At 69.4% G+C, this 15,203-nt stretch carries 11 protein-coding genes; 2 read left to right on the top strand and 9 right to left on the bottom strand.

Translation table 11 applies throughout. The annotated features are described in order from the left end of the window. Positions 1-27: 27 nt before the first annotated feature. From ABT186_RS19380 to ABT186_RS19370, 3 genes are read right to left on the bottom strand one after another with little or no spacing between them, the layout of a single operon-like run. Complete coding sequence (locus ABT186_RS19380; RefSeq protein ID WP_351225447.1) at positions 28-840, bottom strand: HAD family hydrolase; 813 nt, start codon at positions 838-840, stop codon at positions 28-30. Beyond that, positions 837-3,251, bottom strand: coding sequence for a phosphoribosyltransferase (locus tag ABT186_RS19375; RefSeq protein WP_351926008.1), 2,415 nt, complete (start codon positions 3,249-3,251; stop codon positions 837-839). Before ABT186_RS19375 ends, ABT186_RS19380 begins: the two co-directional genes overlap by 4 nt. 17 nt (positions 3,252-3,268) lie before the next feature. Then, the gene (locus ABT186_RS19370; protein WP_351926006.1) at positions 3,269-4,435 is read right to left on the bottom strand and encodes an HpcH/HpaI aldolase/citrate lyase family protein; all 1,167 of its coding nucleotides are present in this window, start codon (positions 4,433-4,435) and stop codon (positions 3,269-3,271) included. A gap of 210 nt (positions 4,436-4,645) precedes the next feature. On the opposite strand from ABT186_RS19370, the gene ABT186_RS19365 reads away from it, so the two are divergent. Next, positions 4,646-5,491, top strand: a complete 846-nt coding sequence (locus ABT186_RS19365; protein WP_351225441.1) for a TerD family protein — start codon at positions 4,646-4,648, stop codon at positions 5,489-5,491. A 35-nt stretch (positions 5,492-5,526) separates the two neighbouring features. Here ABT186_RS19365 and ABT186_RS19360 read toward each other — a convergent pair whose 3' ends face one another. The 6 genes from ABT186_RS19360 to ABT186_RS19335 all read right to left on the bottom strand — a co-directional run bounded on the left by ABT186_RS19360 (position 5,527) and on the right by ABT186_RS19335 (position 11,854). After that, entirely contained in the window at positions 5,527-6,258 is a 732-nt protein-coding gene (locus ABT186_RS19360) for a TerD family protein (protein ID WP_351225531.1), read from the bottom strand. Between the two features lie 100 nt (positions 6,259-6,358). Further along, the gene (locus tag ABT186_RS19355; protein WP_351225439.1) at positions 6,359-7,507 is read right to left on the bottom strand and encodes a DUF475 domain-containing protein; all 1,149 of its coding nucleotides are present in this window, start codon (positions 7,505-7,507) and stop codon (positions 6,359-6,361) included. Positions 7,508-7,748: 241 nt separating this feature from the next. After that, entirely contained in the window at positions 7,749-8,324 is a 576-nt protein-coding gene (locus tag ABT186_RS19350) for a TerD family protein (protein ID WP_351225437.1), read from the bottom strand. Between the two features lie 1,693 nt (positions 8,325-10,017). Continuing rightward, complete coding sequence (locus ABT186_RS19345; protein ID WP_351236461.1) at positions 10,018-10,593, bottom strand: TerD family protein; 576 nt, start codon at positions 10,591-10,593, stop codon at positions 10,018-10,020. A gap of 113 nt (positions 10,594-10,706) precedes the next feature. After that, positions 10,707-11,165, bottom strand: coding sequence for a peroxiredoxin (locus ABT186_RS19340; protein WP_351236463.1), 459 nt, complete (start codon positions 11,163-11,165; stop codon positions 10,707-10,709). A 251-nt stretch (positions 11,166-11,416) separates the two neighbouring features. After that, a complete protein-coding gene (locus tag ABT186_RS19335; RefSeq protein WP_310776329.1) occupies positions 11,417-11,854 on the bottom strand; it encodes a DUF3052 domain-containing protein in 438 nt (145 codons plus the stop codon). Positions 11,855-12,281: 427 nt separating this feature from the next. On the opposite strand from ABT186_RS19335, the gene aceE reads away from it, so the two are divergent. Then, the gene (aceE, locus tag ABT186_RS19330; protein ID WP_351236465.1) at positions 12,282-15,029 is read left to right on the top strand and encodes a pyruvate dehydrogenase (acetyl-transferring), homodimeric type; all 2,748 of its coding nucleotides are present in this window, start codon (positions 12,282-12,284) and stop codon (positions 15,027-15,029) included. Positions 15,030-15,203 lie beyond the last annotated feature (174 nt).

Here is a 15,203-nt window from a genome sequence, read left to right as displayed (position 1 = left end):
TAACCTCGGGGCCCCGACCGGGGCTGCTTACGCCTGCCGCGCCGCCTTCAGGAACTCCCGCAGAATCCGCTCCCCGGCCACGACGCCGCGCTCCGGCAGGGCACTGATCCCGGGCGCCGTCCATTCGGTGTCGGCGAGTTCGCCGTGGGCCGGCCGCCAGCCGCGGTCCGCGGCGAGCAGCAGGTCCGCATCCAGCAGCGAGTCCCCGGCGGCGAGCGTGAGCACGGCGCCGGTGCGGCGGGCGACCTCGCGCACGGCCGCGCTCTTGGTGAGCGGCCCCGGAACGGCGTAGATCTTGCGGCCCTGCAGCGACACCGTCCAGCCGCGGTTCTCCGCCCAGGCCGCCAGCTCCTTCACCCACTCCTCGGGCAGCAGCTCGCGCTCGACGACGAGGTACGCGAAGAGGTCCTCGGCGACCCGGTGCTTGCGCACCCAGGCCGGGTCCGCGGTGGCCATCAGATGGTCGCGCACCTCCTCCAGCGGCGCGCACTCGTCGGCGAGCCGGGCGAGCACCGCCGCGTGCCAGTCGAGGTCCGCGACGCCGTCGACGAGCAGATGGCCGCCGTTCGCGCAGATCGCGTACGCCGGGGTGGGGCCGGGCAGGTTGATGCGCTGGTACTGCTTGCGGGTGCGGGTCGTGGTGGGCACGAACACCGCATGGTCGCCGAGGTCGGTGAGCAGCCCGGCCGCGGTCTCGGTCATGTAGGACAGCGGCCTGCTCTCGTGGACCTCGACGCACAGCAGCCGGGGCGCCCGCGCGTCCGGCATGGTCAGCGCGAGCGCGGCGGACGAGTAGATCAGTGTGCGGTCGAGGTCGCTGGCGACGAGTACGGGGTTCATACGGCCACCGCCTTGCCGTCGGCGCCGGTGGCGCCCCGCGTGTACTTGGGGTGGATCAATCCGACGCAGGTGTACGGGAGGTGGTCGACCTCCTCGACGGGCACGCCGCGCTGCTCGGCCAGCAGACGTACGTGGTCGAGGTCGGCGCCCGCCCCCGAGCACGCCAGGATCTTCCAGGGCACCCGGCGCAGCAGCACGCGCGTGGTCTCGCCGACGCCCGGCTTGACGAGGTTCACGTCGTGGATGCCGTACTCCTCGCTGATGCGCTCCACCGCCGCCCAGCCCTCCCAGGTGGGTGTGCGGTCGCCGGAGAGCAGGTCCTTGGTCTGCGCGTCGACCGCTTCCTCGACCTCGGCGAAGCGGGCGGAGACGGCGTCGAGGAACGCGACGGACACATCCGCTCCGGCGAGTTCGCGGTAGAACTTCGCGCCGTGGTAGTCGTGCGGGCCGACCAGGTCGGCGCGCAGCACCGTACGCGAAATCAGTCCCGAGACCGTCGAGTTGAGGCAGGCGGACGGTATGAGGAAGTCCTCCCGGGTGCCGTACGTCCGCACGCACGAGCCCGGGTCGGCGAGCACCGCGATCTCCGGGTCGAAGCCGGTGACGCCGTCGGAGGCCTCGAACTCCCGGATGGCGTCGGCGAGTTCCCGGGTGATGGCGCCCTTGCCGGTCCAGCCGTCGACGAAGACCACGTCGGAGGGGTCGTACCGGTCGGCCAGATAACGCAGCGCGTTGGCGTCGAGGCCGCGGCCGCGCACGATGGACACGGCGTAGTGCGGCAGGTCGAGGCCGTGCCGGTACTGGGCCCAGCGGCGCATCAGGACACCGACGGGGGTGCCGGCGCGGGCGAGGGACACCAGGACCGGGCAGGGGGACCGCTCGGCGAGGACGGTCTCGGTGACCACGCCGACCGCCTGGGCGAGCCGCGCGGCCGACGCCTGCAGCGCCGCGTGGAACAGCTGCTGGTACTGCTCGCTCGGCTGGTACTCCACCGGCAGCGATTCCGCGTAGTGCGCGCCGCCGCTCTGGATCGCCTCCTCGCGCTCCTCGGTCGGCGCCTCCAGGGTGACGTCCGACAGGTCCTGCAGCAGCCAGCCGACCTCGTCGGGCGCGTACGAGGAGAAGGCGGGGCCGCGGAGGGGCTCGGGCAGCATAGGGGGCCTTTCGGGGACATGACTGGGGACGACCGCGAGCAGGACATGCGGGATGTGGGCGGCCAGCCGGTCCAGCAGGCCGCCGGGGGCGTGCAGGGCGGGGGTGTCGGCCACGGAGTCCACGACCGCGACGACGGCGTCGAAGCCGGCGCCCGCGATGTTGTAGGCGTAGCGCTCGCCGGGGCCGTCTGCCGGGTCGTCGTGGGCGGGGAAGACGATCCGGCTGCGTATCGCGTAACCGGGGTCGTCGACCGCGAGGACGGGCGAGCGGGTGGTCGTGGAGTAGCGCACCTCGGCGGCCACGACCTGCTCCAGCTCGCGGGCGAGCCTGAGCGGCGCGTACATCAGCTCCTCGAACCCGAGCACGAGCACGCGGCGCGCCTCCCGGGGTATCGCCTCGGCGAGCCGCTCGGCCATGACGGGCAGCGCACGCTCGAGCCGCGTCCGGTGCCTGGAAGTGAACCCGTGCCGCCCGCCGTCGGGCAGTCCACGGGGCCAGCCGAGATCGACGCGGCTGATCGACCCGTGGGACTCCGGGTCGGGTACCGGCGACTCATGCCGGGCGACGAGCTCCTGCCCCTTCTCCAGGACGCCATCGGGCAGCCGTACGGTCCCCGCGGCCGCCGCCACCAGGTCGATGCGCGCGCCGATCTCCCGGCCGAACTCCTCCAGCCTCCCCAGATCCGCCACCGAGCGCATGTCGACCAGTGCCACGACGACGTACCGCTGCCTCGGGTACCGCTCGTGCAGGTCCCGGATCGTGTTCATGACCGTGTTGCCGGTCGAGAACTCGTCGTCGACCAGGACCAGCGGGCCGTCGCCCACCAGCAGCGCCGGATCCTCCGGGAGCAGCAGATGCGAGGTGGCGTGGGAGTGGGACTCCTCGAAGCCGCCGGCGCGGGCGACGCCCTCGACGGGGCGGCGGGTGGAGTGGAGGTAGGGCGCGAGACCGATTCCGTCCGCGACGGAGTGGCCGAGTCCGGTGGCCGTCTCCGCGTACCCGAGGACCACCGCGCGGCCCGCCTCGTCGGCGCCCAGCAGGTCCAGCACCCGGCGGCCGAGCTCGAACCCATGGCCGTAGACGACGGACGGGGACTGCGGGACATGCTTGCCCAGGACATTGGAGACGAGCAGGTGCGCCCGCTTGGGGTTGCGCCGCAGCGCGAGCCCCAGCAGATCGGTCAGCTGCTCGTCGCCGACGAGTTCGACCCCGAGCCGCTCGGCGACCCAGGTACCGGACCAGACCACGTTCTTCATCGGTTCCTTGTCCGTACTCAGTGCGGCAGCCCGGCGGCCAGCAGTTCCACGAAGCCGATGTCCTCGTTGGCCACGCCGAACACCTCGGCGCGCTGGAGGGTGCGCTCGGCCCAGGCGCGGTGCGGCTTCACCTCGTTCATCTTGTTCGTGTACGCGGAGCGCAGAACGCCCCCGCCGAGGCGCTCGGGCCGCAGGATGTCCTGGGCATCGCTGAACTCCTCGTGACTGACCACCGACAGTGCGTGCACGGGCATCACATGCGAGGGGTGGATGCAGGTCTTGCCGAGCAGGCCGTTGGTGCGGTCGAGGGCGATCTCCCGCAGCAGCCCGTCCATGTCGTGCTCGATGAGCGCCTCGCGCAGTTCCTCGACCTCGCCCTCGAGGAAGGGGCTGCGCCGCAGCTGCGGCTTGAACATCCGCTCCTGGACCCGGAAGTACTCCCACACCGGCCCGGTCACCGTGAACCCGGTGCCGTCGGCGCGCCCGAGGACATTGACGACGTCGGCTATCACGGAGGCGACGATCTGGACGTCGTACGCCGTCATGTCGGGCGCCCTGCGCAGGCCGTACGAGGAACAGAAGTCGGTGACGCCCAGGCGCAGCGCGAGGACGCGGTCGCGCCACTTGTCGACCGTGCGGAAGATCCCGTCCAGGGTCTCCCGGCGCGTCTCCAGGTAGAGCAGGTCGGGCGACTCCAGGACCGGCATGACGAACAGCCGGCGCCCGCTCGCCGACTCGGCCGCGGTCAGCGCCTCCAGGAACGGGACACCCCGCTCCTCGGTGAACTTGGGCAGCACGAACCCGGACAGCAGCCGGACCGCCGGGCCGAGCCGTGCGACCAGGTCAGGAATCTGCTCCGGGAGGCGGACACGGATGAAGAGCAGCGGGAGCTCGGCGTCAGGTCGGGAGGCGAGATCGGTGAACTGCCGGACCAGGTTCTCCTCGGCGTCCACGACGTCCGCGTCGTCGATGGAGTCCTCCAGGCACAGCACCATGGACACCACCCCGCGGCCCGCCTGCTTGATCACATCGTCGGCGAGGTTCGGCCGGGTCGCCGGGCTGTACAGCGTGGCCCCCAGGGCCGCCGCGAGCACACGGGCGGGCGAGTCGGCGGTGAAGACGGCCGGCTCGCGGTGGAAGAGGCGCTGCCGCTCCTCAGGGGCGATGTGCCCGAAATGACGCATGAGACTCCCCGTAGGGCTGGACTGCCCGAAAAGATGTGGCCGGTAATAGTACGTAGAACTCCGTGTTCTGGGTTCCCACTGGGCGTGAAGTTCAGGTAACTCGGCTGTGTCGCCGACAGGTCGGTGGTAAGTCGATGACACGTCGCCACCACGCCGGGGTGCCCCACCCCCGCGTTGTCGTGACCAGAACCGAGAGGGCAGGATGACGCCATGACGCACGCGATGCTGAAAGGGTCGAACGTACCGCTCGAGGCCACGGCGGTACGGGCAGTGCTGCGCTGGGCCGCGGGACAGGGCGTCCCGGAGGTCGACGCCTCGGCGCTGCTCCTCGGCCACGACGGACGTGTGCGGTCCGACGAGGACTTCGTCTTCTACAACCAGCCCCGGCATCCCTCCGGGAAGGTCAGGCTGCTCGGCAAGAAGCGGGAGGCGGACGGGCTGACCGACACGGTCCAGACGGATCTGGCGGGCATCGAGCCGGGAGTGGGACGGATCCTGCTGGTGGCGTCGGCGGACGACATCGCCTTCGACCGGGTGCGGGCGCTGCGCATCCTGCTGTACGACGCGGTCGGCACCGACGCAGAACCGCTGGCGTACTTCGACATCAAGCCGGAGACGGGTGCCGAGACGGCGCTGATCTGCGGGGAGCTGTACCGGCGGGGCGAGGGCTGGAAGTTCCGGGCGCTCGGCGAGGGCTACTCGAACGGGCTGAAGGGCCTCGCGAACGACTTCGGCATCTCGGTGGACGAGTCGGAGACGCCGGAGGCGGGGACGCTGCCGGTTCCCACGGTGTCCGCGGTGTCCGAGGTGTCGGTGCCGCTGCCGCCGGAGCAGCCGGTGGTGCGGCAGCCCTCGTACGGGTATCCGCCGGAGCCGGCCACGACGCAGCCGGCGTACGGCTACCCCGAGCCGGCCGGCGGGCCGGCGTACGGGTACCCGCAGCCGCAGACAACGGCGGCCGCCGCGCCGGCGTACGGGTATCCGCAGACGGCTGTACCGGTCCCGGACCCCGACTTCAAGCTGCCGCCGCAGGGCCCGCAGTTCATCGGGCGGTAGTCCGGGCCGGTCCCCGGCGATGGGGCCGGCCCGGGTCACGCCTTCGTCTTGTAGCCCCGGCCCCACTGCAGGCCCCAGCCGTACAGCCGGTCCAGTTCTGCCTGGAAGCCGTAGACGAACCTCACCTCGCGGCGGACCACGATCTCGCCCTTGATGTTCTCGATCATGACGACCGCGCAGGAGCGTGCCTGCGGGTGGCGTTCGTCGAGGCCGATCTCGATGCGGGGGCCGTTGCTGGGATAGAGCGTGACATGGGCGTGCGTACGGTCGAAGGCCGGCGTCTGGTCGTAGATGTAGACGAAGATCAGCAGCCGCTTGAAATCGTCCCGGTGGTCAAGGTTGACGAAGATCGTCTCACCCGATCCGGAGCCGAACCGGTCGTCGCCGCTGAGCTTGATGTACGGCGGGTCGTTGAGCTCGCCGAAGAAGCTGCCCAGCGGCTGCACCACACCCTTCGTACCGTCGGTCAGCTCGTACATGCATCCCAGGTCGAGGTCGACGTTGACCATGCTCTGGGTGTGCGCCTGCACGACCTCCGGGGTGAACAGCCGGAAGGGGCGGCGCAGCAGACCGCCCCGCTCGGGGGCGCCGATGTCGGAGGTCCGCATACGCCACGACAGGTTGATGCGCAGGTTGCCGGACGCCGCCCCCTGCTTGGTGAGTGAGACCCGGTGATGCCGCTTGGTCAGCTCGATCGCGTTGGTCGCCGCGCTGCCCGAGTCGAACTCCGTCGCACGGCCGCGCCACACGCCGTCCCAGAAGCCCATGCCCTCCCCCTGTACATACCGGTTCAACAGCCGCGGGGCGGCCGCCGAGGACGAGTCCTCACGGCCGCCCCGCACAGAGCGTTCCTCACCCTGCGGGGTGTCATACCCCGGACGAGACCTCAGCCTTCTCGTCCGAGCCCTCGTCTTTTCCCTCGGCCGCGGCCAGCGCCTGGTTGCGGCGCACGGAGGACCAGAACGACCAGCCGATCAGGACGACGCCGACGAGACCGGTGATCACCTCGTTGATCTGGTACTGGATGGTGACCATGAGGATCACGGCGAGCGCGCCGATCGCGTAGTGGGCGCCGTGCTCCAGGTACACGTAGTCGTCGAGGGTGCCCTGGCGGACCAGGTAGACCGTCAGCGACCGCACGTACATCGCGCCGATGCCGAGGCCGAGCGCCATCAGGACGATGTCGTTGGTGATGGCGAAGGCGCCGATCACACCGTCGAAGGAGAACGACGCGTCCAGGACCTCCAGGTAGAGGAACATGAAGAACGCGGCCTGGCCGGCGAGGAGGATCGCCGAGCGCTCCTTGCCGCTGCGCCTGGCCTCTTCCTCCTCCTCGTGCTCCCGCTCCTCGTCTTCCTCGAGCCGGTCCTCGAAGTAGCCGGAGAGACCGCCGACGATCATGTAGGTGATCAGGCCGGCGATGCCGGCGATCAGGACCGTCTGGGCCTTGTCGACGTGTGCGCCGCCATGCTGGTGGGCGTGGGTCGCGAAGGTCATGGAGGCGATCAGCAGGACGATCAGCGAGATACAGACCGACAGCATGTCGACCTTGCCGAGCTTGGCGAGCGGGCGCTCGATCCAGCGCAGCCACTGGATGTCCCGGTCCTCGAAGATGAAGTCCAGGAAGATCATCAGGAGGAACATGCCACCGAACGCGGCGATCGCGGGGTGGGCGTCGGTAACGAGTTGCTGGTACTGGTCCTTGTCGGTCAGCGCCAGGTTGACCGCGTCTATCGGGCTCTTCTTCGCGGTGACGGCGACGATCACGACCGGGAAGACCAGCCGCATGCCGAAGACGGCGATCAGCACGCCCACCGTGAGGAAGATCTTCTGCCAGAAGGCATTCATCTTCTTCAGGATTCCGGCGTTGACCACCGCGTTGTCGAAGGACAGCGAGATTTCGAGGATGGACAGGATCGCCACGATGCCGAGGGCGGTCCACCCCCCGTAGAGGACCGCTAGGGCCAGGCCGACCGCGGTGACCACGAACGACCAGCCGAAGGTTTTCAGAAGCACTGGCTACCCAATCCGTATGTGTACGGGGCTCCCCGTCGCCGTACCCGGCTTTACGAAACGTTGACCACGAGTGTACGGGGCTGCCCCTCCCGCCGGGACACACAGGTCGGTCTCGACGGGAGACACACAGGTCCGGAGGCCGCCGGACTCTTCGGCGGGACAGCACGGCACAGTACACCAGCGCGGAGAGTGCGGGATTGCGGTTCCGAGGCGTTCGCTGCCGCCGTCGCCATGCCCGGCTTTACGAAACGTTGACTCCGAAGTCCAGTGCGATGCCGCGGAGGCCGGACGCGTACCCCTGTCCCACGGCGCGGAACTTCCACTCGCCGCCATAGCGGTACACCTCGCCGAAGATCATGGCCGTCTCGGTGGAGGCGTCCTCGCTGAGGTCGTAGCGAGCGAGTTCCTGGCCGTCGGCCTGGTTGACGACGCGGATATAGGCGTTGCTGACCTGGCCGAACGTCTGGCCGCGCTCGTCGGCGAGGTGGATGGAGACCGGGAAGACGATCTTGTCGCACTGCGGTGGCACCTTGGCGAGATCGACCAGGATGGTCTCGTCGTCGCCCTCGCCCTCACCGGTGAGGTTGTCGCCCGTGTGCTCCACCGAGCCGTCCGGGCTCTTGAGCTGGTTGTAGAAGACGAACCACTCGTCCCCGAGCACCCGGCCTCCGCCGCACAGCAGCGCGCTGGCGTCGAGGTCGAAGGGGGCTCCGGTGGTGGAGCGCGCGTCCCAGCCGAGCCCGATCATCACCTGCGTGAGATTCGGTGCGGCCTTGGAGAGGGAGACGTTGCCTCCCTTGGCGAGCGTGACGCCCATGATGCTGGTCCTCCCCGAGTACTACGTCGTCCCGGGGGCGGCGACCCCCGGCGGTTCAGGGGGTGGCCCCGTGGTCAGGGTCACTCCCGCATGGTCGGGGTCACTCCCCCGTGGCCGGAGAGCGAAACCCTCGGTTGGAGGCGGAAGCCTCCGGCGGTTGGAGGCGGAGACCTCCGGTGGCTGGAGGCCGAAACCTCCGGCGGTTGGAGGCCGAAACCTCCGGTGGTTGGAGGCGGAAGCCCCCGGTGGCCCGAGAGCCGGCACCTCCGGCCGTTGGAGGCCAAAACCTCCGGTGGCTGGAGGCCGAAACCTCCGGTGGTTGGAGGCGGAAGCCCCCGGTGGCCCGAGAACCGAAACCTCCGGCGGCCTCAGGCTCACGCCTCCGGTGGTCCGGGGGCAGAACCCTCGGCGGCCGACGGCCAAGACCCCGATGGCCCGAGAACCGAAACCTCCGGTGGCCCGGGGGTCACGCCTCCGGTGGTCCGGGGGCACGACCCTCGGCAGCCGAAGGCCAAGACCCCGATGGCCGGGAGCCTAAACCCCCGGCGGCCCGGGAACCGGAACCCACGGCGGCCGAAGACCAAAATCCCCGGTCGCCCCAGAGCCGGAACACCGGCGCCCGCAGGCTCACGCCCCCGGTGATCCAGGGGCACGACCCTCGGCGGCACAATGCCGAAACCCCAGTGGCCCAGGAACCCGGAACCCCCGGTCGGCCGAGAGCCCGAACCCCCGGTCGGCCGCAGGCTCAAGCCTCCGGTGGCCCAGGGGCACAACCCTCGGCGGCACAAGGCCAAAACCCCGGCGGCCGGGAGCCGCAACCCCCGGCAGCCCCAGAGCCGGAACCTCCGGCAACCGGATGCTCACGCCTCGGTGCCCCAGGGGCAGAACCCCCGGCGACCAAAGGCCAAAACCCCAGCGGCCCAAGAACCAATACCTCCGGCGACCGCGCGTCGAGTCCCCAGCGGCCCAGGGGCAGAACCCCCGGCGATCGAAGGCCAAAACCCCGATGGCCGGGAGCCCAAACCCCAGGTGGCCCGAGAACCGGACCCTCCGGTTGCCCCAGAGCCGAAACCCCGGCAGCCAAAGACTCAAACCCCCGGTGACCCAGGGGCAGAACCCTCGGCGGCCGCAGACCAAAACCCCGGCGGCCGGGAACCGGAACCCCCGGTCGCCCCAGCGCCGGAGCTCCCGGCAGCCGAAGACTCAAACCCCTGGTGGTCCAGGGGCAGAACCCTCGGCGGCCGGATGCCAAGATCCCGGCGGCCGGGAGCCTTGGCCCCCAGTGGCCCGAGAACTGAAACCCCCGGTGCCCGCGCGTCGAGCCCCCGGTGGCCCACAAGCGCAACCCTCGGCAGCCGATGCCCAGACGACCTGCAGCCGAAGGCCGAACCCCGAGTCACCCGGATGGCCGAGCCCCCGAGTCACCCGAAGGCCGAACCGTCCGGTTCCCCAGGGCTGCTTCCGGTTCCCGAGGAGGCCCCGGTTTACCAAAGGGCCCACGGTTTCCCGAAGCCACCCCCGGTTCCCGAAGCAGCCCCCGGTTTCCCGAAGCCCAGGCCAACCGAATCCCCGGGGTCCGGCCTCCCGGTCACTCGAGGGGCCGCTTCCCGGGGTGTGCCGGTTCCGGGGCGGTTGTTTTTGGGGCCGGCGCTGGTGTCGCCCATTGCGGCACCGGACCCAGGTGGCGCGGCCGTCAGACGTTCACGCCGAAGTCCTGTGCGATGCCGCGCAGGCCCGACGCGTAGCCCTGGCCGATGGCGCGGAACTTCCACTCGGCGCCGTGGCGGTACAGCTCGCCGAAGACCATGGCGGTCTCCGTGGAGGCGTCCTCACTGAGGTCGTAGCGCGCGATCTCCTGGCCGCCGGCCTGGTTCACCACGCGGATGTACGCGTTGCGCACCTGGCCGAAGGACTGCTGGCGGTTCTCGGCGTCGTAGATCGAGACCGGGAAGACGATCTTGTCCACGTCCGCCGGGACCCCGGCGAGGTTGACCTTGATGACCTCGTCGTCGCCCTCGCCCTCACCGGTGAGGTTGTCACCGGTGTGCTCGACAGAGCCGTCGGGGCTCTTGAGGTTGTTGAAGAACACGAAGTTCTGGTCGCTGCCGACCTTGCCCGACGAGTTCAGCAGCAGGGCGCTGGCGTCCAGGTCGAAGTCGGTGCCGGTGGTGGTGCGAGCGTCCCACCCCAGACCGACGAGGACCGCGGTCAGGCCGGGGGCCTCCTTGGTCAGCGATACGTTGCCGCCCTTGCTGAGGCTGACTCCCACGAGTCCTCCCATTGATGTCCGGGGGCGGGGAGCCCCGTCGTGCGTTGGTATCGGATCAACGTGTCGATCCTAGTGACGGGTTCCCACGCCCTGCAGGCCTTGGAACCGAAGAATCACAGGGTGTCGAGCGCCTTCATGTACTCGTTCAGGTCACGCGCGTCCGGCAGGCCGTTGACGACGGTCCACCGCACGACGCCCTCCTTGTCGATGATGAAGGTCCCGCGCACCGCGCATCCCTTGTCCTCGTCGAAGACGCCGTACGCGCGAGAAATGTTGCCGTGCGGCCAGAAGTCGGACAGCAGGGGGTACTCCAGGCCCTCCTGCTCGGCGAAGACGCGCAGGGTGTGGATGGAGTCGTTGGACACGGCGAGCAGCTGCGTGTCGTCGTTGACGAACTTCGGCAGGTTGTCGCGCAGCTCGCACAGCTCGCCCGTGCACACGCCGGTGAAGGCGAAGGGGTAGAAGAGCAGCACCACGTTCTTCTCACCGCGGAAGTCGGAGAGCTTCACGGTCGCGCCGTGGTTGTCCTTGAGCTCGAAGTCGGGGGCCTTGTCGCCGACCTGGATCGCCATGGTCCTGCATCCTTCCGGTGGGACTGTTCGGGTGGGACCCACCCTACGCAGCGATCACCGCGGCCCATGCGAGAGGCCGGGCTGAGCCGACTGTTCGGCCCAACCCGGCAGAATCCGGCCCGTCCGGGGGTCCCCCTGCTCGAAGAGCTTGGCGGGAAATCGAGGACGAGGCCGTTCAGGCCGAAAGGGGGATCCGAGGGCACGACCCCCGGGGACGGCCACCCCGGCCAAGGGCACTGCTCAGCGGACGGTCACCGCTTGGACTTGGCGGCCTTCGGCGTCACCAGACGCGACCCGCTCCAGTCCTTGCCCACGCTGACACTCTTGGACGCCGACAGACCCGCCGTCGTCGCGGCTTCAGAGATGTCGCTCGGCTCCACGTAGCCCGTACGGCCGGTCTTCGGCGTGAGGAGCAGGATCGAGCCGCCTTCTTCGATGTACGTGGTGGCGTCCACCAGCGCATCCGTCAGGTCGCCGTCCTCGTCGCGGAACCACAGCACCACGGCGTCGGCGACGTCGTCGTACTCCTCGTCCATGAGTTCACTGCCGACGACTTCCTCAATGGCCTCGCGGAGCTCCTGGTCGACGTCATCGTCGTAGCCGATCTCCTGGACCACCTGCTCGGGCTGGAACCCCAGCCTCGCGGCAGGGTTCGTCCGCTCCTCCGCGTGGTCCGCGGTCGCGCTCACGGGTTGCCTCCTGATCATGTCTTGGTGAGTATCTCAGCCACGCGCGTACGCGAAGCGTTGGCCGTAGTCCACACGGGCGGGACGGATCGCGCAAGTACCCGGCGGTTCAGACCGCCGAAACGGTGACGATCCTGGCCGTGTCGCCGCAACTCCAGGCACGGTATCGCGACCCGGGGTGATCTACACCACACCGTTCTGCCCGGTTTGCGCATTCCGGAATCCTCCGTGGGTACGACTCTCGAATGACTTTGCGGGGCGTGTCACGACCCGGGCGTATCGTTGCGTTCTGGTCGGGCCCATCCCCTGAAGAACCGTCCGCCGTCGTGGTTACCTCGCGGTAGAGATGACGTTTCGCATCCACGAGGTACACGATGGGGATCGGTGCAGGCACCTGGAAAAAGTGGCCCTCTGACAGGTAAGGAACAGCGTGGCTTCCGGATCCGATCGCAATCCGATCATCATTGGCGGCCTTCCGAGTCAGGTTCCTGACTTCGACCCCGAAGAGACCCAGGAGTGGCTCGACTCCCTCGACGCCGCCGTCGACCAGCGCGGCCGTGAGCGGGCCCGCTACCTGATGCTCCGTCTGATCGAGCGGGCCCGCGAGCGGCGCGTGGCCGTGCCCGAGATGCGCAGCACGGACTACGTCAACACCATCGCGACCAAGGACGAGCCGTTCTTCCCCGGCAACGAGGAGATCGAGCGCAGGATCCTGAACGCCACCCGGTGGAACGCCGCCGTGATGGTCTCCCGCGCACAGCGGCCGGGCATCGGGGTCGGCGGCCACATCGCCACCTTCGCGTCCTCCGCCTCGCTGTACGACGTGGGCTTCAACCACTTCTTCCGCGGCAAGGACGAGGGCGACGGCGGTGACCAGGTCTTCTTCCAGGGCCACGCCTCACCGGGCATCTACGCCCGCGCGTTCCTGCTGGACCGGCTCTCCGAGCGGCACCTGGACGGGTTCCGCCAGGAGAAGTCCAAGGCCCCGTACGGCCTCTCCAGCTACCCGCACCCGCGCTCCATGCCGGACTTCTGGGAGTTCCCGACGGTCTCCATGGGTCTCGGCCCGATCGGTGCGATCTACCAGGCCCGCATGAACCGCTACATGGAGGCCCGCGGCATCGCGGACACCTCCAGGTCGCATGTGTGGGCGTTCCTCGGCGACGGCGAGATGGACGAGCCGGAGTCGCTCGGCCAGCTGACCATCGCCGCCCGCGAGGGCCTGGACAACCTGACCTTCGTCGTCAACTGCAACCTGCAGCGTCTGGACGGGCCGGTGCGCGGCAACGGCAAGATCATCCAGGAGCTGGAGTCGGTCTTCCGGGGCGCCGGCTGGAACGTCATCAAGCTGGTCTGGGACCGCACCTGGGACCCGCTGCTCGCGCAGGACCGCGACGGTGTGCTGGTCAACAAGATGAACACCACGCCGGACGGCCAGTTCCAGACGTACGCGACCGAGTCCGGCGCGTACATCCGCGACCACTTCTTCGGTGACGACCACCGGCTGCGCGCGATGGTCGAGAACATGACCGACGACCAGATCCTGCACCTGGGCCGAGGCGGTCACGACCACCGGAAGATCTTCGCGGCGTTCTCCGCGGCCAAGGCGCACAAGGGCCAGCCGACGGTGATCCTCGCCAAGACCATCAAGGGCTGGACGCTCGGCCCGAACTTCGAGGGCCGCAACGCCACGCACCAGATGAAGAAGCTGACGGTCGCCGACCTCAAGGGCTTCCGCGACCGTCTGCACCTGCCGATCCCCGACAAGGACCTCGAGTCCGGCCTGCCCCCGTACTACCACCCGGGCCGGGACTCGGAGGAGATCCAGTACATGCACGACCGGCGCAAGTCGCTCGGCGGGTACGTCCCGACGCGCGTCGTGCGGTCGAAGCCGCTGGAGCTGCCGGACGACAAGACGTACGCAACGGTGAAGAAGGGCTCCGGTCAGCAGTCGATCGCCACGACCATGGCGTTTGTGCGGCTACTGAAGGACCTCATGCGGGACAAGGAACTCGGCAAGCGGTTCGTGCTGATCGCGCCCGACGAGTACCGCACGTTCGGCATGGACTCGTTCTTCCCGAGCGCGAAGATCTACAACCCGCTCGGCCAGCAGTACGAGTCGGTCGACCGGGACCTGCTGCTCGCCTACAAGGAGTCGCCGACCGGCCAGATGCTGCACGACGGCATCTCCGAGGCGGGCTGTACGGCGTCGCTGATCGCGGCGGGTTCGGCGTACGCCACGCACGGCGAGCCGCTGATCCCGGTGTACGTCTTCTACTCGATGTTCGGTTTCCAGCGCACCGGTGACCAGTTCTGGCAGATGGCCGACCAGCTGTCGCGCGGTTTCGTCCTGGGCGCGACCGCCGGCCGTACGACGCTGACCGGTGAGGGTCTGCAGCACGCGGACGGCCACTCTCAGCTGCTGGCCTCGACGAACCCGGGGTGCGTGGCGTACGACCCGGCGTACGGCTACGAGATCGCCCACATCGTGCAGGACGGTCTGCGCCGGATGTACGGCTCCTCGGCCGAGCACCCGCACGGCGAGGACGTCTTCTACTACCTCACCGTCTACAACGAGCCGATCCAGCAGCCGGCCGAGCCGGCGAACGTGGACGTCGAGGGCATCCTCAAGGGCATCCACCGCATCGCCGAGGGCCCGTCGGGCACCGTCCCGGCGCAGATCATGGCCTCCGGTGTCGCCCTGCCGTGGGCCCTCGACGCGCAGCGGATCCTCGCCGAGGAGTGGAACGTCCGGGCCGACGTCTGGTCGGCGACCTCCTGGAACGAGCTGCGGCGCGAGGCCGTGGACTGCGAGCAGCACAACCTGCTGCACCCCGAGGAGGAGCAGCGCGTCCCGTATGTGACGCGGAAGCTGAATGGCGCCGAGGGTCCGTTCGTGGCCGTGTCCGACTGGATGCGATCGGTTCCGGACCAGATCGCGCGCTGGGTGCCGGGGGCCTACCAGTCCCTGGGCGCAGACGGCTTCGGCTTCGCCGACACGCGCGGTGCGGCCCGCCGCTTCTTCCACATCGACGCACAGTCGATCGTGGTCGCGGTGCTCGCGGAGCTGGTCAGGGCGGGCCGGATCGACCGGTCGGTGCTGAAGCAGGCGATCGACCGCTACCAGCTGCTCGATGTGACGGCGGCCGACCCGGGTGCGGCGGGCGGCGACGCGTGAGGCTGCTCGGCTTGAGCGGTTGAAGAACGCGTAAGGGCGGCGGGCTGATGGCCCGCCGCCCTTACGCGTTTTTCGGCGCAGGCCCGTTGGGAGTACTCAGATACCTGCTTGCGCGCTGCCCCCCTCCGGCAGCGCGCTGCAGGCCGGCCGTCCTCCGTGTCCCACGACCATGTC

The organism is Streptomyces sp. NPDC001634 (assembly GCF_040298185.1).
GTDB lineage: Bacteria > Actinomycetota > Actinomycetes > Streptomycetales > Streptomycetaceae > Streptomyces.
Note: the sequence above shows the minus strand (reverse complement) of the source record. Positions and strands in the feature narration are given on the sequence as shown.